The sequence below is a fragment of the Janthinobacterium sp. GMG1 genome, from assembly GCF_034427795.1.
Taxonomy (GTDB): domain Bacteria; phylum Pseudomonadota; class Gammaproteobacteria; order Burkholderiales; family Burkholderiaceae_D; genus Janthinobacterium.
Map to the genome: position 1 here is coordinate 41,954 of NZ_JAXQNT010000009.1, position 21,620 is coordinate 63,573.

The 21,620-nt window shown below is 65.4% G+C and carries 24 protein-coding genes; 13 read left to right on the forward strand and 11 right to left on the reverse strand.

Annotated elements, in window-relative coordinates:
- Positions 1 to 29: 29 nt before the first annotated feature.
- The gene (locus SJI03_RS21720) at positions 30 to 1,328 is read right to left on the reverse strand and encodes a c-type cytochrome (RefSeq protein ID WP_322428543.1); all 1,299 of its coding nucleotides are present in this window, start codon (positions 1,326 to 1,328) and stop codon (positions 30 to 32) included.
- 195 nt (positions 1,329 to 1,523) lie between these two features.
- On the opposite strand from SJI03_RS21720, the gene SJI03_RS21725 reads away from it, so the two are divergent.
- From SJI03_RS21725 to SJI03_RS21765, 9 genes are all read left to right on the forward strand, one after another.
- Positions 1,524 to 3,176 carry a Na+/H+ antiporter gene (locus tag SJI03_RS21725; protein WP_034782883.1) on the forward strand — a complete coding sequence of 551 codons (1,653 nt, stop codon included), beginning with the start codon at positions 1,524 to 1,526 and terminating at the stop codon, positions 3,174 to 3,176.
- Positions 3,177 to 3,371: 195 nt separating this feature from the next.
- Positions 3,372 to 3,953 (forward strand): YfiR family protein, encoded by a 582-nt coding sequence (locus tag SJI03_RS21730; protein WP_233516276.1) that lies wholly within the window; start codon positions 3,372 to 3,374, stop codon positions 3,951 to 3,953.
- Complete coding sequence (locus SJI03_RS21735) at positions 3,950 to 5,221, forward strand: diguanylate cyclase domain-containing protein (protein WP_099379636.1); 1,272 nt, start codon at positions 3,950 to 3,952, stop codon at positions 5,219 to 5,221. The genes SJI03_RS21730 and SJI03_RS21735 overlap by 4 nt, the downstream gene beginning before the upstream one ends.
- Before the next feature lie 16 nt (positions 5,222 to 5,237).
- Positions 5,238 to 5,741, forward strand: a complete 504-nt coding sequence (locus SJI03_RS21740; protein WP_099379637.1) for an OmpA family protein — start codon at positions 5,238 to 5,240, stop codon at positions 5,739 to 5,741.
- Between the two features lie 32 nt (positions 5,742 to 5,773).
- Complete coding sequence (locus SJI03_RS21745) at positions 5,774 to 6,244, forward strand: gluconokinase (RefSeq protein ID WP_322428660.1); 471 nt, start codon at positions 5,774 to 5,776, stop codon at positions 6,242 to 6,244.
- A gap of 70 nt (positions 6,245 to 6,314) precedes the next feature.
- Complete coding sequence (locus SJI03_RS21750) at positions 6,315 to 6,632, forward strand: DUF3144 domain-containing protein (RefSeq protein WP_034782889.1); 318 nt, start codon at positions 6,315 to 6,317, stop codon at positions 6,630 to 6,632.
- A complete protein-coding gene (locus tag SJI03_RS21755) occupies positions 6,632 to 7,546 on the forward strand; it encodes an acyl-CoA desaturase (RefSeq protein WP_322428544.1) in 915 nt (304 codons plus the stop codon). Before SJI03_RS21750 ends, SJI03_RS21755 begins: the two co-directional genes overlap by 1 nt.
- 82 nt (positions 7,547 to 7,628) lie before the next feature.
- Positions 7,629 to 8,024: a helix-turn-helix domain-containing protein gene (locus SJI03_RS21760; protein ID WP_099379638.1), complete on the forward strand. Its 396-nt coding sequence runs from the start codon at positions 7,629 to 7,631 to the stop codon at positions 8,022 to 8,024.
- A complete protein-coding gene (locus SJI03_RS21765) occupies positions 8,006 to 8,365 on the forward strand; it encodes a hypothetical protein (RefSeq protein ID WP_322428545.1) in 360 nt (119 codons plus the stop codon). Before SJI03_RS21760 ends, SJI03_RS21765 begins: the two co-directional genes overlap by 19 nt.
- 4 nt (positions 8,366 to 8,369) lie before the next feature.
- Here SJI03_RS21765 and SJI03_RS21770 read toward each other — a convergent pair whose 3' ends face one another.
- The 5 genes from SJI03_RS21770 to SJI03_RS21790 form a co-directional block, all read right to left on the reverse strand.
- Positions 8,370 to 8,909, reverse strand: a complete 540-nt coding sequence (locus SJI03_RS21770; RefSeq protein WP_322428546.1) for a gamma carbonic anhydrase family protein — start codon at positions 8,907 to 8,909, stop codon at positions 8,370 to 8,372.
- 43 nt (positions 8,910 to 8,952) lie between these two features.
- Complete coding sequence (locus tag SJI03_RS21775) at positions 8,953 to 9,684, reverse strand: CPBP family intramembrane glutamic endopeptidase (protein ID WP_322428547.1); 732 nt, start codon at positions 9,682 to 9,684, stop codon at positions 8,953 to 8,955.
- 85 nt (positions 9,685 to 9,769) lie between these two features.
- A complete protein-coding gene (locus SJI03_RS21780; RefSeq protein ID WP_416208779.1) occupies positions 9,770 to 10,948 on the reverse strand; it encodes a benzoate/H(+) symporter BenE family transporter in 1,179 nt (392 codons plus the stop codon).
- Positions 10,949 to 11,072: 124 nt separating this feature from the next.
- The gene (locus SJI03_RS21785; protein WP_322428549.1) at positions 11,073 to 12,548 is read right to left on the reverse strand and encodes a PLP-dependent aminotransferase family protein; all 1,476 of its coding nucleotides are present in this window, start codon (positions 12,546 to 12,548) and stop codon (positions 11,073 to 11,075) included.
- On the reverse strand, positions 12,545 to 13,489 hold the full coding sequence (locus SJI03_RS21790) for a hypothetical protein (protein ID WP_322428550.1): 945 nt from the start codon (positions 13,487 to 13,489) through the stop codon (positions 12,545 to 12,547). Before SJI03_RS21790 ends, SJI03_RS21785 begins: the two co-directional genes overlap by 4 nt.
- Positions 13,490 to 13,641: 152 nt before the next feature.
- Between SJI03_RS21790 and SJI03_RS21795 the strand changes: the two genes are divergently transcribed.
- Together SJI03_RS21795 and SJI03_RS21800 are read left to right on the forward strand one after the other, a co-directional pair.
- Positions 13,642 to 14,097 carry an META domain-containing protein gene (locus tag SJI03_RS21795; RefSeq protein ID WP_322428551.1) on the forward strand — a complete coding sequence of 152 codons (456 nt, stop codon included), beginning with the start codon at positions 13,642 to 13,644 and terminating at the stop codon, positions 14,095 to 14,097.
- Between the two features lie 55 nt (positions 14,098 to 14,152).
- On the forward strand, positions 14,153 to 14,863 hold the full coding sequence (locus tag SJI03_RS21800) for an HAD-IA family hydrolase (RefSeq protein ID WP_322428552.1): 711 nt from the start codon (positions 14,153 to 14,155) through the stop codon (positions 14,861 to 14,863).
- Here the strand turns inward: SJI03_RS21800 and SJI03_RS21805 are convergent.
- The 5 genes from SJI03_RS21805 to ssuE are packed head-to-tail and all read right to left on the reverse strand — an operon-like array spanning position 14,820 to position 19,301.
- Positions 14,820 to 15,647, reverse strand: coding sequence for an ATP-binding cassette domain-containing protein (locus SJI03_RS21805; RefSeq protein WP_322428553.1), 828 nt, complete (start codon positions 15,645 to 15,647; stop codon positions 14,820 to 14,822). The genes SJI03_RS21800 and SJI03_RS21805 overlap by 44 nt on opposite strands.
- A 25-nt stretch (positions 15,648 to 15,672) precedes the next feature.
- The gene (gene ssuC / locus SJI03_RS21810; protein ID WP_322428554.1) at positions 15,673 to 16,464 is read right to left on the reverse strand and encodes an aliphatic sulfonate ABC transporter permease SsuC; all 792 of its coding nucleotides are present in this window, start codon (positions 16,462 to 16,464) and stop codon (positions 15,673 to 15,675) included.
- A gap of 1 nt (position 16,465) precedes the next feature.
- Complete coding sequence (ssuD, locus tag SJI03_RS21815) at positions 16,466 to 17,626, reverse strand: FMNH2-dependent alkanesulfonate monooxygenase (RefSeq protein ID WP_099379649.1); 1,161 nt, start codon at positions 17,624 to 17,626, stop codon at positions 16,466 to 16,468.
- Between the two features lie 22 nt (positions 17,627 to 17,648).
- On the reverse strand, positions 17,649 to 18,656 hold the full coding sequence (locus SJI03_RS21820) for a sulfonate ABC transporter substrate-binding protein (protein ID WP_322428555.1): 1,008 nt from the start codon (positions 18,654 to 18,656) through the stop codon (positions 17,649 to 17,651).
- Positions 18,657 to 18,680: 24 nt separating this feature from the next.
- Positions 18,681 to 19,301: an NADPH-dependent FMN reductase gene (gene ssuE / locus SJI03_RS21825; RefSeq protein ID WP_322428556.1), complete on the reverse strand. Its 621-nt coding sequence runs from the start codon at positions 19,299 to 19,301 to the stop codon at positions 18,681 to 18,683.
- Positions 19,302 to 19,555: 254 nt separating this feature from the next.
- Here ssuE and SJI03_RS21830 point away from each other — a divergent pair, with 254 nt between their 5' ends.
- Entirely contained in the window at positions 19,556 to 20,770 is a 1,215-nt protein-coding gene (locus SJI03_RS21830; RefSeq protein ID WP_322428557.1) for an acyl-CoA dehydrogenase family protein, read from the forward strand.
- 21 nt (positions 20,771 to 20,791) lie between these two features.
- The gene (locus SJI03_RS21835) at positions 20,792 to 21,619 is read left to right on the forward strand and encodes a MetQ/NlpA family ABC transporter substrate-binding protein (protein WP_322428558.1); all 828 of its coding nucleotides are present in this window, start codon (positions 20,792 to 20,794) and stop codon (positions 21,617 to 21,619) included.
- Position 21,620: the final 1 nt, after the last annotated feature.

The window sequence follows — 21,620 nt, forward strand, 5'->3', positions numbered from 1 at the left end:
GAGTGTTATACATAAGAAATTTTCAGAGATTACTTGCCGGCACGCGCGCGCGTCACGGCCGCTTCCAGATTCGTCCAGGCCGGCTGGTGGCTGCGGCTGCGGCGCAGATAGGCGGCCAGCTGGGCCACGTCATTGTCTGTCAGCGAGGCGGCAAAGCCGGGCATCAGCACGCCGGGCATGGCGTCATCCTTGCTGATGCCGTGCAATATCACCTGGATCAGGTTGGCAGGATCGGGCGCGCTGACGGCGCTGTTCAGGCTCAGTTCCGGGCGCAGGGCCACGGGCCGGCCGTCGCTGTTCGAATGGCACGACGCGCAGGCGGCCACGTACAGGCTGGCGCCGCGGTCGTTGTCGACCAGGCTGACGCGCTGCGAGCGCTCGATGCCAGCTTTCACCACGGTATCAGTATCGACCTGGCGTTGTTCCGCCCCGGCCAGGCCGGCAAAATACACGGACAGCGCGCGGATATCGCTATCGGGCGAAGCGCCCATGCCTTCGTGCACAACGGCCGACATGGGTCCGGCCGCCACGCCGTGCAAGGCCGTCGCGCCCGTCCGCAGGAAGGCATACAGTTCGTCCTGCGTCCAAGGCAAGGGCGCCGTGTTGGCGCTGGTCAAGGCTGGCGCATACCAGTGGTTGATGGGCGCGCCCAGATACGACGAACCGGCAAGCTCGGCGCCCAGCGCATTGCGCGGCGTGTGGCAGGCGGCGCAATGGGCCAGGCCTTCGGCCAGATAGCGGCCCCTGTTCCAGTCCAGTCCTTGCGCAGGATCAAGCTGGAACGTCGCTGGCTTAAAAAACAGCAGCTTCCAGCCCGCCTGTAGCGGCCGCAAGTTCAGGGGGAACGGCACGCTGTTGGCGGGCGCGGCCGCGTACACGGGCGGGCGCGTCATGAAATACGCGTACAAGGCCGTCAAGTCCGTGTCCGAGACGAGGTTGAAATGGGTGTACGGAAAGACGGGATACAAATGGGCGCCATCGCGGCCCACGCCTTCGCGCATGGCCCGCTGGAAGGCGGCCAGCGACCAGCGGCCGATGCCCGTTTGCCTGTCGGGCGTGATATTCGTCGCATAAATCGTGCCGAACGGCGTGGCCAGGCCGTGGCCGCCCGCGTACTCGGCGCCGCCCTTGGCCGTATGGCAGGCGGCGCAATTGCCCATGCCCGCCAGGATGCGGCCCCGCTCCACCACTTGCGGGGAAAAGGCCGTGGCGGCAGGCGGATCGATGGGCGCCAGCGCGGGGCGCCAGTAATACAGATACGCGGACAGGGCCGCCACGATGAGCAATGCCAGCGACAGCACGAGGCCGGTGAAGATTTTCTTGAGCAAAACAGGAACCAGTGAAAAGTAAAGGCCAGGGTAAAAGCAAGGCGCATGGGCCGCCGGCCAATGGCGGCGGCAACAGGGCCACAGTGACAATCTTACCGCGATTGTGACTTGTTGTATGTACGCAATGACACGCAGGCGATGCCTGCAGGCGGGCTGCGCCTTATAATCAGCGTTTCAGCACGCCGCCGCTCCTTCATGCATACCGTTACCATCATCCTCATCCTCGTGTTGACCGTCGTCCTGTGCGGCTTTCTCGCCCGCTCGCGCTGGGTCAAGCTGCCGCTGCCGCTGATCCAGATTGCCGGCGGCACGGGATTGGCCGTGTTTGGCGTGCAAGTGCCGCTCGATCCCGACATTTTCTTCCTGCTCTTCATTCCGCCGCTGCTGTTTCTCGATGGCTGGCGCATTCCCAAGGGCGCCTTCTTTTCCGACGCGCGCTCGATCCTGATGCTGGCCATCGGCCTGGTGCTGTTTACCGTGCTGGGCATGGGCTTTTTCATCGACTGGCTGATTCCCAGCGTGCCGCTGGCCGTCGCCTTCGCGCTGGGCGCCATCCTGTCGCCGACGGACCCCGTGGCCGTCTCGGCGATCGCCGCCGGCAACCCGATCCCGCCGCGCCTGATGCACATCCTCGAAGGCGAATCCCTGCTGAACGACGCGTCGGGCCTGGTATGCTTCACGTTTGCCGTAGGCGCCATGATGACGGGCGGCTTTTCCATCGGCGCCGCCTCGCTGAGTTTCCTGCAGGAAGCGGGCGGCGGCATCATCATCGGCCTGGCCATCTCGTGGGGCGTGGGTCTGGCAAATAAATGGCTGGTGAGCAAGGTCGGCGAAGAGCCTGGCCTGCAAATCCTCATCAGCATCCTGATCCCGTTCGCCGCCTACCTGGGCGCCGAGCAAATCCACGGTTCCGGCATCCTGGCCGCCGCCACGGCGGGCGTGTCCATGCATTACGCCGACCTGATCGGGCGCCCGCTGGCCGCCACGCGCACCCAGCGCAAAGCCGTGTGGGATACCGTGCAACTGGTCTTGAATGGCGTGATCTTCGTCATGCTGGGCGCGCAGCTGCCCACCACCGTTGCCGGCTTGCCGGCCGCCTCCGCCGAAATCGGCGCCGGCAGCGCCTGGAAACTGCCCCTGTTCGTCATCGCCATCACCGTGGGGCTGACCTTCATGCGCTTCCTGTGGGTCTTCATTTCCATGAAACTGACCCTGTTCAAGCACCACAAGAAAATGGCGGGCGAACCGAAGGACGCGGCGCTGCTGGCCCGTCCCAGCCTGCGCTTGCTGCTGGTGGCGTCGTTCGCGGGCGTGCGCGGCGCGCTGACCCTGGCCGGCATCCTGACCCTGCCCTTGTTCTTGCCAGACGGCACGCGCTTTCCCGCGCGCGACCTCGTCATCTTCCTGGCCATGGGCGTGATTTTATTGTCGCTGCTGCTGGCCAGCGTCACCCTGCCCCTGCTGACCAAGGGCCTGGTGTTCGCGCCGCCCGCGCGCCGCTCGACGGAAGAACGCAATGCCCGCGCCGCCGCGGCCGAAGCGGCCATCGCGCGGCTGGAAAAAGTGTGCGAGGGCATCGACAAGAATGACAAGCAGCAAGTCGTCACGGAAGCGGCCAACCGCCTGATCGAAGCCTACCGGCGCCGCCTCGCGTACGGCGAAAGCAGCAACGACGAGGCGATGCGGCTGCAGGAACTGGCCAAGGCCGAGCGCGCGCTGCGCCTGGAAGCGCTGAATGCGGAGCGGGACGAACTGTTCCGCCGCCGCATTTCGGGTGAACTGGACGACACCATCCATTTGCGCCTGCTGCGCGAAATCGACTTGCTGGAAGCAACACTGGAAGAATAGCAACACTCTGGCGCGCCACGGCAGTGTTGATAAGTAATTCTCATGGCAAAGAATGCAAGTTTTAACATTCGTGTTTATAATGCAAGGTTGTATGGCGTAGCGCCGTGATTTACTTTCAACCGGGACTTCCGTAGAGTCTGTGTTGCTGAGTAACATTTTAAGTAGCCACCCGACCTGAATAAAGACACCGACGCCGTGCCCTCCTTCCCTCGCCACCGGCAGCGCCATGCGCTGCCTGCCCTGTTCGCTGTCGCGCTGCTGGCCTCGTTGCTTGCCTGCAGCGCGCTGGCGCCGTGCGCGGCGTGGGCGCAAACGGGCGCGGCGGCCGACGCCAGGCGTCCGGCCGAGGTGGCCCAGGTCCTGTTTGGCATCATCAGTTATGTGCGCTGGCCCGTGGCGCGCCAGGAAGTGCGCGTCTGCATGGTCGGTGCGCCCCGCTACGGCGCGGCCATCGTCGACACGCCCGCCTCCAGCCTGGGCCAGCGCATCCGCGTGAAAATCCCGGCAGTGGCCAGCGCGGCCAGCGAATGCGACGTCATCTACCTGGGCAGCCTGCCCGAGGGCGAGCGCGAGCACCTGCTGGCGCAGATCATCGGCAAGCCGATTTTATCGGTCGCCGAACCGGGCACGTCCTGCACCGTGGGCACCATGTTCTGCCTGCGCCTGAACGAGGCGCAGATCGGTTTTGACGTCAACCTCGACGCCATCGCCCGCAGCGGCCTGCGCGTGCATCCGAACGCCTTGCAAATTGCACGTCGCAAGGGACCGCCGCCATGAGCGCCAGCATCCCAAAAAAACTGGTGCGCAAGCCCCGTCCCACGCTCGACAGCGTGCTGCGGCGCGCCCACCTGAGCGTGTCGCTGATCGCCGTGCTGGCGGCCGGCCTGACCCTGACGGCCGTGGCGCTGCTGGCCCTGCGCGTGTATTCGGACCAGAACCTGCGCCTGGTGGCCCGCTCGATGAGCTATACGGTGGAGGCGGCCGTCGTCTTTGGCGACCCCATGGCCGCCAGGGAAGCGCTGGCCCTGATCGGCGTCAATGAAGATATCGACCGGGCGCAGGTGAACGACAAGGCAGGCAAGGTGCTGGCCCGCTGGGAGCGGGGCGAACATGGCACGCGCTACTACATCGAACGCGCGCTGACGGGCTGGATGCTGCCCGATTCGCTGGTTTTCCCCATCACGCACGATGAACAGGCCATCGGCAGCATCACCCTGGTGCCGCACAGCCGCAGCCTGCTGCCTTTCCTGCTCAGCGGCCTGTCCTGCCTGCTCGCTTGCCTGGTGCTCAGCCTGGCCGTCGCCGTGCGCCTGTCGCGCCGCATGGAAACGGAAATCACGTCCCCGCTGCGCCACCTGGCGGAAACGGCCCACCGCGTGCGGCGCGACCGCTCGTTCGAACTGCGCGTGCCGCCGGCCAATATTGCTGAGTTGAACCAGATCAATGACGACTTCAACGCCCTGCTCGACGAACTGGAAGCATGGCAAAGCCATCTGCAAAAGGAAAACGCCTCGCTGTCGCACCGCGCCAACCACGACAGCCTGACGGGCCTGTCGAACCGCGCCTTCATGGAAGCGGAGCTGGAACGCGCCATCCTCGAAGCGCGGGTCGGCAATGGCAAGGTGGCCGTGTTGTTCCTCGACAGCGACCGTTTCAAATACATCAACGACACCTTCGGCCATGCCTCGGGCGACCGGGTGCTGGTGACGATCGCCGCGCGCATCAAGCAGCAATTGCGCGAGGGCGACCTGGTGGCGCGCCTGGGCGGCGACGAATTCGCCATCCTGCTCAAGCCGCTGCGCAACAGCAGCGATGCCATGCACATCGCCGACAACATCATCGCCGCCATGGCGCAAGCCATTGAACTGCCCACGGGCAACAGTATCGTCAGCTCGCTGACCATCGGCGTGGCCGTCTTCCCCGATCACGCCATCGACGCCGTCTCGCTGGTGGGCGCGGCGGATGAAGCCATGTACCGCGCCAAGCAGGCGCAACGCGGCACGCGCCAGGTGGCGCGCCTGCCGCAACCCCATATTCACCCCTGAACCAAGGAGCAACACCATGCAATTCATCTACACGCAATTACGCCGCGGCTTCCTCGGTCTATTCATGCTGGGCCTGCTGGCCGCCTGCCAGAGCACGCCAGAGACCAAACCGCTGTTCAACGCCGAGCAAGTCGCCACCCTGAAGGAACAAGGCTTCAACCAGACCGATGAAGGCTGGGAACTGAGCTTTACCGACAAGCTGCTGTTCGAATTCGACGCCGCCAAGCTGATCCCGCCCAGCCGCGTCGCCATCCAGAAGATCAGCGCCGCCCTGCTGAAAGTGGGCATCACCCACATGCGCGTGGAAGGCCATACGGATAACGAAGGCACGGAAGCGTACAACAACAAGCTGTCGCTGGCGCGCGCCAACGTGGTGGCCGACGCCATGAGCGCATCGGGCATTCCGCGCGACAACATCACCGTCAAGGGCCTGGGCATGAGCAAGCCCGTGGCCTCGAACGCCAGCAAAACGGGCAAGGCAGAAAACCGCCGCGTCACCGTCATCGTTTCGGCGCCTTGAGCCTGGGCGTGCCCGCCGTGCGCTGGGTCGTGATGGGCGTGTCCGGCTGCGGCAAGAGCGCCGTCGGCAGCCGGCTGGCGGAAGCCTTGCGCGTGCCCTACGTGGAAGGCGACGACGTACATCCCCCGGAAAACGTGGCCAAGATGGCGGCCGGCATCCCGCTCGACGATGCCGACCGGGCCGGCTGGCTGGCCGCCCTGCGCGAGCGCATCGCCACGGCCCGCGCGCAAGGCAGCGGCCTCGTCGTCTCCTGCTCGGCCCTGAAACGCGCCTACCGCGACGTGCTGCGCGCAGGCGACCCGGCCCTGCGCTTTGCCCACCTGGACGGCCCGCGCGCCGTGCTGGAAAACCGTTTGCAGCGCCCTGGTCACTTCATGCCGCCCAGCCTGCTCGACAGCCAGCTGGCCACCCTGCAGCCCCTGCAGGCCGACGAAACCGGCATCGTGCTCGACATCCGCCAGCCGCTGGCCGTGCTGGTGGAACAGATCCTGCAAGCGCCCTGACTGGCAGCCGCGCGGCTGGACAGCCCGCGCGCCCCTGTGTAGACTGGCGCGCACTTTCATGAGGGATTTTATGAGCACACCAACGACAAAACCAGCACCGGGTCCGGAATTCTGGGAACGCGCCGACCAGGTCATCGCCCTGGCCAATGAACAATGCATGCACAGCGGCGGCAATGAAGTGGCCACCTCGCTGCTGTACGCGGCGGCCCGCTTCAACGCCTTCCTCGTCGCCAGCAAGAGCAACGACGTGGCCAAGATGCAGGAAGAGAAGGAAGGCGCCGTGGCCTTCTTCACGGAACAGTACAAGCGCATGCTGACCGACAACTTCAACGACTACATCACCAACTTCGACAAGTACACGCAACCGTCGTCGGCCCCCAAGGGTTGATGATCGCAGCCAGCCTGGACAGCCACCGCGCCCGCGCCACACATGCGCACAGCGTGCTGGACGGCACAGTGCGCTACGCGCCTTGGCCATCGCTGTGGCTGACGGCCATGCTGGCCGGGGCCGCGACTGGCGCCCTGTGCTTCTTCAGCTGGACGGGCGTGGCGCTGTTTATCGTCAGCACGGCCATCGTCCTGCTGTTCGGCCATTCGCTGGGCAGCCACCGCAAGCTGATCCACGACAGCTTTGCATGCCCAAAATGGCTGGAATACCTGCTCGTGTACCTGGGCGTGCTGGTGGGCCTGAGCGGCCCGCTGGCCTTGCTGCGCCAGCACGAACTGCGCGACTATGCGCAGCGCCTGCCCGCTTGCCACCCCTATTTGCGCCATGGCGCCGGCTTCTGGCGCGATGCGTGGTGGCAACTGCATTGCCGTCTGGACCTCGACCACCCGCCGCACATCGCCATCGAGCCGCGCATCGCGCACGATCGCTTTTACCTTTTTCTGGAAAAAACCTGGATGCTGCAGCAACTGCCGTGGGCCGTGCTGTTCTACGTCTGGGGCGGCTGGGGCCTGGTTTGCTGGGGCGTCTGCGCGCGGGTCAGCGCCGGCGTGCTCGGTCACTGGCTGATCGGCTACTTCGCCCACAACCATGGGCAAATGCACTTTCATGTCGACGGCGCCGCCGTGCAAGGCAGGAATATCCGCCTGACCTCACTGCTGACCATGGGCGAATGCTGGCACAACAACCATCACGCGTATCCGGGTTCAGCCAGGCTGGGCCTGCTGCCGGGCGAATGGGACCCGGGCTGGTGGATGCTGCTGCTGTTGCGGCGCCTGGGCCTCGTCTCCGGCCTGCGCCTGCCGCAAGACTTGGCGCCGCGGCCGGAACTGCGCGAAACGGCAGACCGCAGATAGTTATTGACCAATCGTTCACCAATGCATATAGTGGTAACAGAAACGGGCATCCCGCCCCGCCAGACACCTTACCTCCTGCCCCATGGCCAGACCACGCAACTTTGACGAAGCGACCGTCACCAGCCAGGCTGCCGCCGTCTTTGGCAGCCTGGGCTACAACGCCGCGTCGATCGATGACCTGGTCAAGGCTACGGGTTTGCTGCGCGGCAGCCTGTACAAGGCTTTCGGCTCCAAGCGCCATCTGTTTGAGCGCGTGCTGACACAGGCACTGCAGCCTGGCTGGCCGGCGCGGGAAGAAGCGGTCGATTTGCTGATCATCGCCCTGAAGGAACTGGCGCCCTCTGACGCCGCCATCACGGCGCTGTGCCGTGCCGCCGTGCTGGACACGGGCGCCGATACATCCCGCCTGCTGGGCGAACGCCTGTTAAGCCATCTGGATCAACCACCGAAGGAGACACCATGCCCAGCCTCGAATTGAACGACGATGCACTGACGATCCGCCTGGCCCTGTGGGAAAAGCTGGCATCCTTCCACGGCAACCTGTGCATTCCCCTGCTGCATGTGCGTGGCGCCACCGACGATGACGGTTTCCGCGGCGCGGCCCTGGGCTTGCGCGCACCGGGCACCAACTTGCCGGGAGTCATTTCGGCGGGTACTTACCACAAGGGAGGCGATCGCCAGTTCGTCTTCATGACGCGCGGCATGCAGCCACTGGTCATCGAATTGCAAGGCGAAAAATGGGCGCGCCTGGTACTGGGCGTGCCTGATGCGCGCGCCATGGCGGCGCGCATCAATGCGCTGGCCACGGCACCAGCTTGACGCATCAGCCCGGTTCGCCTGCCAGGTAGTTGTTCTTCACGCGCACATAATGCTCGGCTGAATAGCGCAGGTAGGCGATCTCGGCGTCCGTCAGTGCGCGCACCTTGGCGGCGGGGCGGCCCACGTACAGGTGGCCGCTTTCCAGCACCTTGCCCGGCGACACCAGGCTGCCCGCGCCCAGCATCACGTGTTTTTCCACCACCACGTCATCCATGACGATGCTGCCCATGCCGATCAGGCACTCGTCGCCAATCGTGCAGCCATGCAAGATCACGGAGTGGCCGATGGTCACGTACTTGCCGATGGTCAAGGGTGAACCGTCGGGCTTGGCCGCGTTCTTGTGCGACACATGGCCCATGGAAAAGTCCTGGATGTTGCTGCCTTCGCCGATGACGATGCGGTTGACGTCGCCGCGCAGCACGCTGTTGCACCAGATGGAGCAGTCGTCGCCGATCTGCACATCGCCAATCACTTGCGCCGTGTCATGCAGGTAGACGCGCTCGCCCAGGACGGGACGGGTATTCAGGTAGGAACTGACTGGCATCGCTTTCTCGCTTTTCATTAATAGTGAAAGTAAACAACAAGATTCACACCCAGCCGGCGGCCAGCGCAAAAATCGCCAGGCCATGGGCCAGGGACGCGCCCAGCAAGCCGGCACGGCAATATACCAGCCCCCCCACCACGCCTTCGATCACGGTGAACACGAGGATGGGCGCGCCCACCTGCGTGACGGTGGTGGCAAGAAACGCGTGGCACAGGCCAAACAGCAGGCCCGACACCAGCGCCGCGCGCCAGGCCGGCAGCCAGGCGCGCAATTGCTGCTGCAGCAAGCCGCGAAACAGCAATTCCTCATAACAGTTGGCCGCCAGCGCAAAGCCCAGCAGCAAGGGCAGCGCGGATGGCGCGACGGGCGCCAGCGAGGGCAAATCAAACAGGACTTTCAAGCCCGTCGCCAGCGCGACGATCAGGCAAGCGCCCGCCACGCCCAGCAGCACGGACAGGGCCGGGCGCATGCCCAGCCAGCGGATCTGGCGGCGCGCCTCGCTTTCCAGCCAGCAAGTACTTGCCACCAGCCCCAGCGACATGGCGCCCAGCGCCAGCAAGACCAGCGGCGGCGCCGTGAAGCGCAAGCCGCCCGCCGCCACTTGCCAGTAGCCGTGCGCCGTCATCGCGTCGCGCGCCAGCACGAAAAACAGCATGTGCACGAGCACGCGCAGCAGCGGGACCGTCCGTGGAGTGGCCAGCAGCAAGGCGGCGCAGACGAGGAAGGCGGGCGTGATCGCCAGCAGATACTGCGCCAGGGAAGTCAGGTCGACCATCGCTCACATCGGGGAAAGTACGGTGCCAACGGGCACGGGCGCAGCAATTGTATGCGGCGACTGGCACAACGGGCAACATATCTTGCTATGCCGCCTTGCGCCAGCCATGCATCAGCCCATGCGCCGCCAACCCGGCCGCCAGCCCCCACAAGGCGCCGCCCACGCCCAGCAGGGTCACGTTCGCGGCCGTCGCCAGGAAGGTGATCAGCGCCGTTTCGCGCATGCGCACGTCCGCCATGGCCTGCGCCAGGCTGTTGCCGATGGCGCCCAGCAGGGCCAGGCCCGCCAGCGCCGTGATGAAGGGGCTCGGCAAGACCATGAACAGGCTGGCCAGGGTGACGCCGAAGATGCCCACCAGGATGTACAGCACGCCGCACGCCAGCCCCGCGACATAGCGCTTCGACGGGTCCGCATGCGCATCCTTGCCCGTGCAGATGGCGGCCGTGATGGCAGCCACGTTGAACGCATGCGCGCCGAACGGCGCCATGAGCAACGAACCGAGTCCCGTCACCGTCAAAATCGGATTGGCGCTGACCTGGTAACCGTCATTGCGCAGCACCAGCATGCCGGGCATGTATTGCCCCGTCAGGGTGATCAGGAACAGGGGCAACGCCACGCCCAGCAGGGACGCCACGGAAAAGCGCGGCATCTCGAACACGGGCGCGGCCAGGGCCAGCTCGATACCTTGCGCATCGATGCGCCCCTGCGCCAGCAGCAGGGCCAGGCCGATCAGCATGATGCCCACCACGGCAAAGCGTGCCGTGAAACGGCGCAGCACGGCGTACGACAGCAGCAATACCACGACCAGCACGGGATCGGCGCTGGCGCCGCCGAATGCATTCACACCAAACTGCAGCAGGATGCCGGCCAGCAAACCGGCGGCGATGCCACCAGGAATCAGGCGCACCAGGCGCTCGAAGGCGCCGGACATGCCCAGCAGAATGAAGGCGATGGCGGACACCATGTAGGCGCCGATCACCTCGGCATACGGCGTATGCGGCATGACGGTGGCCAGGAAGGCCACGCCGGGCGTGGACCAGGCAGTGATGATGGGCGCGCGGTAGCGGTAGCTGAGCCAGATGCCCGTCACGCCCACGCCGATGCTCAGCGACCAGACCCAGGACGCCGTCTGCGCGGCGCTCAGCTGGGCCAGCTGGGCCGCCTGGAATACCAGCACGAAGGTGCCGCCATAGTTGACGAGGACGGAAATGAAGGCGGCCATGGCGGGGGACGCCAGGTCGCGCCAGCGCGCCCGGTCGGCCATGGCGGCGGTTGTTGTGGTTGTTGTCATGTATATGCCTCTGCCATTGAAAGCGAGCATATTAATGGCCACATGGACTGCTCAAGCAGGCCAATTCAAGCGCATACAACAGACCACTTTGACAGCATTAACCGAGGGCGCGCGCCAGACGGACGATGCCGCTGTCGATCTCGTGCGGCGTGAGCGCCGCAAAGCCCAGCAGCCAGCCGCCACGGGCGGGCGGCGTCGCATACAGCCGGCTCAGGCCCGGCAGCACGATGCCCGCCTGGGCCGCCAGGCGTATCGTGTCCAGCTCGTCCCTGCCCTCGTGCAGCAGACAGGGCATCTGCAAGCCGCCCGGCGGCAGCTGCGCCGTGACCACGTGCGGCAAGTGCCGCTGCACGGCCTGCGCCATCGCATCGCGGCGCACGGCATAGACCTTGCGCATGGCGCGCACATGGGCCGCGAAATGGCCATCGGCGATGAAACGGGCCAGTGTCAATTGATCGAGTTGCGGCGTGTGGCCATCGACAATGCTGCGTGCATGGGTCATCGGTTGCACCAGCGCGGGCGGCAGCACCATGTAGCCGATGCGCAGCCCCGGATACAGCGATTTGGCGAAGGTGCCCAGGTAAATCGTGCGCTGCCGCGTGTCGAGCCCCTGCACGCACGCCGTCGGCAAACCCGCATAGTGGAACTGGCTGTCGTAATCGTCCTCGATGATCCAGCCCTGGCGTTCGGCCGCCCAGGCGGTCAGGGCCAGGCGGCGTTCGAGCGCCAGGGTGGCGCCCGTCGGGTATTGATGCGACGGCGTGACATACACCGTGTTCGCGCCGCTGCGATCCGCCCGCAGGTGCTCGATGGACAAGCCATCCGCATCGACGGGCACGGGCACGATTCGTAATTGCGCCATCTCGAACGCCTTGCGCGCGCCGAAATAGCCGGGGTCTTCCATCAGGATGGGGCCATGCGCGTCGGCCAGCACCTGCGCACACAGGTACAGGGCCTGGCGCGTGCTGCTCAGCACCAGCACCTGGCTGGCCGTGGCACGCGCGCCCCGCTCCAGGTTCACATAGTCGGCGATGGCCTGCCGCAAAGGCTCTGCGCCTTGCGGGTCGCCGTGCAGCAGTACGCCGGCCTGGTGTTCGCCGGCCGCCTGGCGCCGCAAGCGCTCCCACACGTCGAGTGGAAAGGCCCGCGTTTCCGGCAAGCCCGTGGCGAAGGCCTTGACGCTTTGCTGATCAAGCACGCCGCCGCTGGCGAGAATCTGCGCGCCGCGCACGCTGAGGGCCACTGGCTGCACGGACAAGGGCGGCAGCGCCGTCGCAGGCTTGCCCAGCAAGCTCGCGCCTATGGTCGGCGACACAAAACTGCCCGATCCCGCTTGTCGCCGCAGATAGCCATCGAGGCGCAGCTGCGCATACGCCATTTCCACCGTATCGCGCGACACGCCCAGCGACTGCGCCAGCGCCCGCGTGGCCGGCAAGCGCAGGCCCGGCGCCAGCACGCCGTCGAGTATCAGCTGGCGCAGTGCGCGCTGCACCCGCACGCGCAAGTCGAGCGCCGCCAGTTCGGGCGCGGCGATGCGCATTTTCAGGGTATCGAGTTCGAACTGCGGCGTCATAGGGCCTTGGCGCGGGCGGCAGCAACGGCAGCCACGGCAGCCATGCTGCTGGCCAGCGAAAAACCGTGCTGCTGCAGCACCGCCACCAGCTGCTCACCGGCGCAGCCCAAACGCAGGTTTTCCGCCACCCAGTCCTGCCATGCCGCGCCTATCTCCGGCATCGGTTCATCTTCCAGCGTGAGACCGAGTATGCATGTGGCCAGCAAGCCGTTGATGCGCTTCGTGTCGATCAGGTGCTGCACCACCGCATGGCCCGACTGCGGATACGGGTGCAAGGTGCAGCGGCCGAACGCGGCCAGGCGCTGCGCGTGCATGGCGTCGAGGTTGACCGATTCGCTGGCACTGGCCCCCGGATTGGCCACATCGGGCCGCGTGCCGAACACCAGGTGCAGCTGCGTGGCGTCCGTCGCCCTGGCGCGGCACAGGGCCGCCAGGTCGTAGTAGCCGGACGCTGGCGGGTCTTGCGCCAGCGACTCCATCACGGGCAGCCAGCGCAGCTCATGGTACAAGCGGGCCTGCCGCACGTCGAGGAAGGACAATGGCCCGAAGGCGACGATCTGCTGCACATCGAGCAGCAAGCCATACATGACGGCCGCGTACGCGCCCATGGACTGGCCGAGGGTCGTGACCTGGCTCGGTGCGATGCGGCGCACGAGCTCGCGCAAGGCCTGCGCCGTCTCGTCGACGTGGTTGCCCAGGCCCGCGATGCGGCGGTGGTACCAGGCATTGCCCGAATCGCGCACGAGGATCTTGTTCAGCGGCTGGCCGCTGGCCTGCTCCAGCTTTCTCAGCCGGCCGTAAAAATCAAAGGCGGGACGCGTGGTCCACGAGACGAAGCCGAAGGCGATGACCAGCGGCGCGCCGGGCACGATACGGTCGACCAGCACGTCGTCGGCACTGGTGGCGACCAGTCGATTATCCAGCGCTTGCGCTTGCAGCATCGGCCCGGCTCCCCGATCAACGTTAAAACAATAGAAAGCATGAGTTTAATGCCAGGACTGGCAAAATGGAAACAATCGCCGCTACGGTACGCGGGCAGGCACGGGAAAACTGCTAGTCTGGCGGCTATTCCCCCCATGAACAGGAACCTCCCATGCTGCATCGCCTGAAATACCTGTCCCTCGCCGCCGCCATCGCCATGGCCGGCGGCTGCGCCGCCACGTCCGACAGCGCCAAGCCGGACACCGGCCTGACGCCCAGCTACAGCCTGACGAATACCTACTGGAAGCTGACGGAACTCGATGGCGCCGCCGTGACGATGGCGCCGGAGCAGGAGCGCGAAGTGCGCATCACCCTCACCGACGATGGCAAGGTCCATGGTTTCACGGGCTGCAACCGCGTGATGGGCGGCTATACGCTGGCCGGGCAGGCCCTGCGCTTCACGCAACTTGCCGGCACGCGCATGGCCTGCCCGCCGCCCCTGATGCAGCTGGAAAGCGCGGTATTGGCCAACTTGAACAGCGTGACGGGCTACCGTTTCGAAGGCGAGTACCTGATCCTGCTCAAGGATGGCGCGCCCGTGGCCCGCTTTGAATCGGTCTACCTGTGAAATAAAAACCGGCTGCCGTTACAATGGCTTCCAGCCCATCATCTGGAAGGAAGCCATGTCCGCACTGCCCTCGCCGTCTTCATCCCCGACACCATCGGCCGCCGGCCGCTATCGGGCTTTTTTGTTTGACATGGACGGCACCGTCATCAATTCCATCGCCGCCGCCGAACGCATCTGGGGCACCTGGGCGCAGCGCCGGGGCCTCGATGTGGCGGCCTTTTTGCCCACCATCCACGGTGCGCGCTCGGTCGATACCATCGCCAAACTGCGCTTGCCCGGCGTCGACGCGCAGCGCGAGTCGCAGGGCATCACGGATGCGGAAATCATCGATGTGGAAGGGATTATTGAAATCGCGGGCGCGCTGCGCTTTTTAGAATCGCTGCCGCCCGCGCAATGGGCCATCGTCACCTCGGCGCCGAGGGCACTGGCCACGGCGCGCCTGAAGGCGGCCGGCATGCCGATACCCGCCATCATGGTGACGGCGGAAGACGTCAAGGCCGGCAAGCCGAAACCCGATTGCTACCTGCTGGCGGCGGAAAAACTGGGCGTGGCGCCCGCTGACTGCCTGGTGTTCGAAGATGCGTCCGTCGGCATCGAGGCGGGCGAAGCGGCTGGCGCGAAAGTCATCGTGGTCACCGCCACGCACGCGCACCCGCTGGCCACGCGCCACCCTGCCATCGACAGCTACGAGAACATCGTGGCAAGCGTCGATGGCGACGGCTTTATTGTCCTGGCCGAGATGGCTGCAGCACCCGCGACAAGATAGCCTGCTCCAGCGCGGCGAAGGCCGCATGGCCGCGCTGGCGCGGTCGCGGCAAGTCCACCTGCACGTCCAGCGTGATCTGCCCATCCTCGATCAGCAGTACCCGGTCGGCCAGGGCCACGGCTTCGGCCACGTCGTGCGTCACCAGCACGGCCGTGAAACCGCGCGCCAGCCATAGCGACTCGATCAGCTGCTGCATCTCGATGCGCGTCAGGGCGTCCAGCGCGCCCAGGGGCTCGTCGAGCAGCAGCAGTTGCGGCTCGTGCACGAGGGCGCGCGCCAGCGCCACCCGTTGCTTCTGCCCGCCCGACAGGGCTGACGGCCAGTCGTCCGCCCGTTCGGCCAGTCCCACCGTCCACAGCGAAGCGGCGGCCGCACCGACGGAACGGGGCAGGCCCAAGGCCACGTTGTCGAGCACCGTTTTCCACGGCAGCAAACGTGACTCTTGAAACATGATGCGGATGTCGGGCGCGCCCACGCCGCTGCCGATGGCGATGCTGCCGTCATCGACGCTTTCCAGCCCCGCGATCGAACGCAGCAAGGTGCTCTTGCCGCAGCCGCTGCGTCCCACGATGGCAACGAACTCTCCCGCTTCCAGCTGCAGGTCGACGTTCTTCAGCACGGGACGTTCGCCATAGGCCTTGCTCAATTGCGTCAGTTCCAAAGGCACGCCTCGGCGCGCCGAGGGAGCCTGCGGCGCGGCCCTGGCCTGCGGCGCGCTGGCCGGGTCGTACTGGACGAAGTGCGACAAAAAATCCGTTTCGATCTGGATGGGGGCGAGCAGCATGATGTCTTCCTTCGTCATTTCGTCACTATCGGTAAGCGGGATTCCAGCGCAGGCAATGGCGTTCCAGCCGGCGCGAGAACAAATCGGCCAGCTTGCCCAGCAAGGCGTACAGCAAAATCCCCACCAGCACTACGTCCGTTTGCAGGAATTCGCGCGCATTCATGGTCATGTAGCCGATGCCGGCCTGCGCCGAGATGGTTTCGGCGACGATCAGCAGCACCCACACGAGGCCCAGCGAAAAGCGCACGCCAACGAGGATCGATGGCATGGCAGCCGGCAGGATCACGTCGCGGTACAAGGGCCAGCCCGAAAGACCATAGCTTTTCGCCATTTCGATCAGCCCCTGGTCGGCCGAGCGGATGCCGTGAAAGGTGTTCAGGTAGACGGGAAAGAACACGCCGACAGCCAGCAGAAACAGCTTGGCCGTCTCGTCGATGCCGAACCACAGGATCACCAGCGGGATCAGGGCCAGGGCCGGGATGTTGCGCACCATTTGCAGGGTCGTGTCGAGCAGGGTTTCCGCATGGCGGAAGCTGCCCGTCAATAGGCCCAGCAGCAAGCCCAGTCCCGCGCCGATAACGAAACCGACCGTCGCGCGCCACAAGCTCGTTTTCAGGTGCAGCCACAATTCGCCCGACACGGCCAGGTGCCAGAAGGCTTTCGCCACGGCCCACGGCTCGGGCAGGATGCGGCTCGACAGCCAGCCCCACTGCGCCGCCAGTTGCCAGGCCAGCAGCAGCGCCACGGGCAAGGCCCACGGCGCCAGCGCATTACGCCAGGACGTTCCTGGCTGATGCTTGACGGCGGCCGTCGCCATCTCAGGCCGCCTTTTTCTGTGGCGCGACCGGCACGATATTGCTGGCCATGACTTCGCCGAAAGGCCCCGTCAGTGACTGCTCACCCACGGCCTTGCCCTTGCCCAGCAAGGGGAATACCAGTTCTGCAAAGCGGTACGATTCTTCCAGGTGCGGGTAGCCCGAGAAAATGAAGGTGTCGATACCCAGGTCGGCATACTCCTGCATGCGCGCCACCACGGTCGGGCCGTCGCCGACGAGGGCCGTGCCCGCGCCGCCGCGCACCAGGCCCACGCCGGCCCACAGATTCGGCGACACTTCGAGCTTGTCGCGCCGTCCGCCATGCAGGGCCGCCATGCGCTGCTGCCCCACGGAATCCATCTTGCCGAAGGCCGCCTGTGCCTTGGCGATGATGTCGTCGTCCAGGTGGCTGATCAGTTCATCGGCCGCGCGCCAGGCCGCCTCGTTCGTTTCGCGCACGATCACGTGCAATCGGATGCCAAACCGGACCGTGCGGCCTTTTTTTGCCGCGCGCGCTCGGATGTCGGCGATTTTCTCGGCGACTGCGGCAGGTGGCTCGCCCCACGTCAGGTACACGTCCATCTGCTCGGCCGCCAGTTCATGCGCGGGCTCCGACGAGCCGCCGAAATACAGGGGCGGATATGGTTTCTGCACGGGCGGATACAGGGTTTTCGCGCCCTTTACCTGGATATGCTTGCCCTCGAAATCGTAGCCGGCCGCGCCACCCTCGCCCGCCAGGGTGGCGCGCCACACCTTGATGAATTCATCGGAAATTTCGTAGCGCTTGGCGTGGTCGGCAAACAGGCCGTCCGCTTCCAGCTCGCCCTGGTCGCCGCCCGTGACGACGTTGATCAGCAGGCGCCCGTTCGACAGGCGGTCAAAGGTGGACGCCATGCGCACGGCCAGGCCGGGCGTGGACAGGCCGGGGCGGATGGCGACGAGGAATTTGAGCTTTTGCGTCACGCTGATCAGCGACGAGGCCACCACCCATGCATCTTCGCAGGAGCGGCCCGTCGGCAACAGCACGCCGTCGTAGCCGAGCGTGTCGGCGGCAACGGCCACCTGGCGCAAATAATCGGCATCGACGGGGCGCGCGCCCTGCGACGTGCCCAGATAGCGGCTGTCGCCGTGCGTAGGAATGAACCAGAATATATTCAATGACATTGCGTTCTCTATCTCTCTTTGTTTATTTGGTGGCGACTTGCTTGACGGGCAGCAGCGCATCCTTGACGACGATCGGTTTCGGAATCAGCTTCAGGCTGGAAAACGCATCGGCCACCCTTTGCTGCGACGCGATGACGTCGACCGACACGGGTTTGACGCCATACGCATAGCGCGAGGCGGCCAGCGCCACCACATCCTTGCCCAGCCCCGTCTGTGCCGACAGGATCGTCGCCACTTCTTCCGGGTTGTTGCGGCCCCAGTCGTCGACCTTGGCCACTTCATCGAGCACAATGCGCAGGATCTCGGGATTTTTTTCCGCATACGTGCGCGAGGCCAGGTAAAACTGGTAGTTGGCCACCAGGCCCTTGCCATCGGCCAGCACGCGGGCGCCCAGCTGCTTCTCGGCGGCCGCCAGGAACGGATCCCAGATGGCCCACGCGTCCACGCTGCCACGCTCGAAGGCGGCGCGCGCATCGGCCGGCGGCAGGAACACGGGCTGGATGTCGGCGTACGCGACACCGGCCTTTTCCAGCGCCTTCAATAACAGGTAATGCACGTTCGAGCCCTTGTTCAGGGCAATTTTCTTGCCCTTCAAGTCGGCCAGGGTGCGCAGGCCGGAACCCTTGGGCACGACGATGGCTTCGCTGGCCGGCGACGCCGGTTCATTGCCGACATACACCAGGTTGGCGCCGGCCGCCTGGGCGAAGATCGGCGGCGCCTCGCCCACGGTGCCGAAATCGATGCTGCCCACGTTCAAGCCCTCCAGCAGCACGGGGCCGGCCGGGAACTCCGTCCATTTCACGCCCACGCCCTGCTCGGCCAGGCGTTTTTCCAGGGTGCCGCGCCCTTTCAGCAAGGTCAGGGTGCCGTATTTCTGGTAGCCAATACGCATCTGCACCTGGACCTCACCCTTGGCCTGCGCCTGCGCCTGCGCCGTGACCGGCATGCCGGCCGCCATCACGCCGGCGGCGGCAAACAGCAAGCCCAGGGTGGTACGGCGCGAGAGTCGTTGTGCGTGGCGGTGTGTCATGGCGGTTCCTTGGTCGGTGAATAATCAGGCGGCTTGATAGTGAGGCGCGTAAGGCTGGTCTTGCAGCGAACGCACGGGGAGCGAAATATCGGCCGGCGCGGGCGGGCGCTGTCCGTGCAGCACGAACAGGCCCGTGGAGAGCTCCTCGATGCCGGCCTGCACGCGGTCGGCAATCGGCGCATCCAGGCTCAGGCCCCCTTCTTCGTGCCACGCCAGTTGCTGCGCATTGGCATAGATGCTGGTGAAGACTTGCTTGGCGCCCAGCGCATGCAGCACGGGACGCAGCGCATAGTCGAGCGCCAGGGTGTGGGCATGGCCGCCGCCCGTGGCCAGCGGCAGCACCAGCTTGCCGGCCAGGCCATCTTGCGGCAGCAAGTCGAGGAAGGCTTTCAGCAGCCCTGTATACGACGCCTTGTAGATGGGTGTGGCGATCACGATGGCGTCGGCATCGGCCACGGCGCGCACGGCGCGGGCAATCGCCGCGTCGTCGTAGTCGGCCAGCAGCAAGGCGCGCGCCGGCAGGTCGCGCACATGCAGCTTGGCGTAGCTATGGCCCTGCAGCGCCAGTTGTTCGCCGATATGCAGCAGCAGGCGGCTGGAACTCGATGGGAGTTGCGGGCTACCGCCCAATAACAAGATGCTCATGTGATGCCCGTCCCTGTAGGTTGTTGAAAGTGGCGTTGCTCGGATGCTTGCAGCCTATCGCCATCAGCAGCCCGGTAAAACGAATGCTTTCGCGCTTCGATATGCGTTTTTTGACTATCCTGGCCTGACGCCCCGCACGCCATCGTGCATTCAGCCGCACGGCTTTTTTCGCATATCCATGCGCGGTTTTCTTCGTGTACGGCGCGTGCCTGGCGGTGCAATATCGGCGTCATCGTCTTTCTGGAATGTCACCCATGTCTAGCGTTTTTCTCCATGCCGCCCGTCCCCAGCCGCCTGTACCGGAACCCCTGCAGGACGCGATCAGCATCGCCACGTCGCTGGCCGCGCGCCTGGCTGAAACGGCCAATGCCCGCGACCTGGCCGGCGGCCATGCGGCGCAGGAACGCGAATGGCTGCGCGAATCGGGCTTGCTGACCCTGTCGATCCCCGTGGAATTCGGCGGCCAAGGCGCGTCGTGGCCCCTCGTGTACCAGGTGATCCGCATCCTGGCGCGCGCCGACAGTGCGCTGGCGCATGTCTTCGGCTTCCACCATTTGCAGCTGGCCGGCCTGCAGCTGTATGGCAGCGCCCAACAGCAGCGCCGCCTGCTCACCCTGACCGTTGACGAGCGCCTGTTCTGGGGCAATGCCTTGAACCCGCTCGACAAACGGGTCGCGGCGGCCGACAGCGACGACGGCTATATCCTCGATGGCATCAAGAGCTTTTCTTCCGGTTCCGTGGGATCGGACTGGCTGACCGTCTCCGCCTGGCATGCGCCCACGCAGACGGCGCTGATTGCCGCCCTGCCCACGCACCAGGAGGGCATCACCGTGCAGGCGGACTGGGACGCCTTCGGCCAGCGCCAGACGGACAGCGGCAATGTGCACTTCCAGGGGGTCGCCTTGCCGCGGGAGCTGGTGCTGCAGGCGCCCGCGCAAGCCGCCACGCCGCAAGCGACCGTGCGCTCGCAGATCGCGCAGCTGATCATGGCCAATCTGTATTTGGGCATCGCCGAAGGCGCGTTCGAGGCGGCGCGCCTGTACACGGACGAGCAGGCAAAGGCCTGGTTTGCCTCGGGCGTGGCCAAGGCAACGGACGACCCATTGGTGCAGCACCGCTATGGCCAGCTGTGGCTCTTGCTGCGCCCCGCGCAGGTGCTGGCCGACGCGGCGGCGCAGGAACTGGAAAAGGTGTTCCGCAAGAGCGCGCTGGTGACGGCGCGCGAACGTGGCTTGCTGGCAGTGGCCGTGGCCGAAGCCAAATGCCTGGCGCACAAGGCGGGACTGGAAATCAGCAGCCAGATGTTCGAACTGACGGGCGCCCGTTCCACCTCGGCCCAGTATGGCTTCGACCGCTACTGGCGCAACGTGCGCGTGCATACCCTGCACGACCCCATCGACTACAAGCTGCGCGACCTGGGACGCTTTGCCTTGAATGGCACGCTGCCCGAGCCGACGGCGTATTCCTGATTCACCCACCAAGGAGCTACCATGACCATCGCCCGCCGCAGCATCCTCCTCACCGCCCTGTCACTCGCCCTGGCGAGCAGCTTCGCCCACGCCAAGGACCCGAAAGACATCACCATCGGCACCAGCGCCGGGCCGTACGCGGACCAGATCAAGCTGGGCATCAAACCTATCCTGGAAAAGCAGGGCTACAAGGTCAAGCTGGTGGAATTCAATGACTACATCCAGCCGAACTTCGCGCTGGCCGAGGGTTCGCTGGACGCCAACGTCTTCCAGCACATCGTCTACCTGAAGAAATTCGCGCTGGAGCACAAGCTGGCCCTGACGGACCTGATCACGATACCCACGGCGCCGATTGCCATCTACAGCAAGAAGCACAAGACCCTGGACGACGTGAAGGAAGGCACAACGGTGGGCTTGCCGAACGATCCGACCAACCAGGCGCGCGCGCTGGTGCTGCTCGACCAATTGGGATGGATCAAGCTGCGCCCCAGCTTCGACCCCGTGCGCGCGTCGGAAAAGGATATCGCCGTCAACACGAAGAAAATCAAGCTGCTGCCGCTGGAAGCGGCGCAGTTGCCACGTTCACTGGGCGACACCGATTACTCCTTCATCAATGGCAATTACGCGCTGGCGTCGGGATTGAAGCTGACGGAGGCGCTGGTAGCCGAGAAAATCTCGCCCAACTACATCAACCTGGTGGCCATCCGCACGGCGGACAAGGACAAGCAGTTCGCCAAGGACCTGGCGGCCGCCTACCGCTCGCGCGAATTCCTCGACATCACGAATAAGCACTTTGCCGGCTATTCGAAACCCGACTACCAGCAAGCGTTGCAGACGGCGGCCAAGTAAG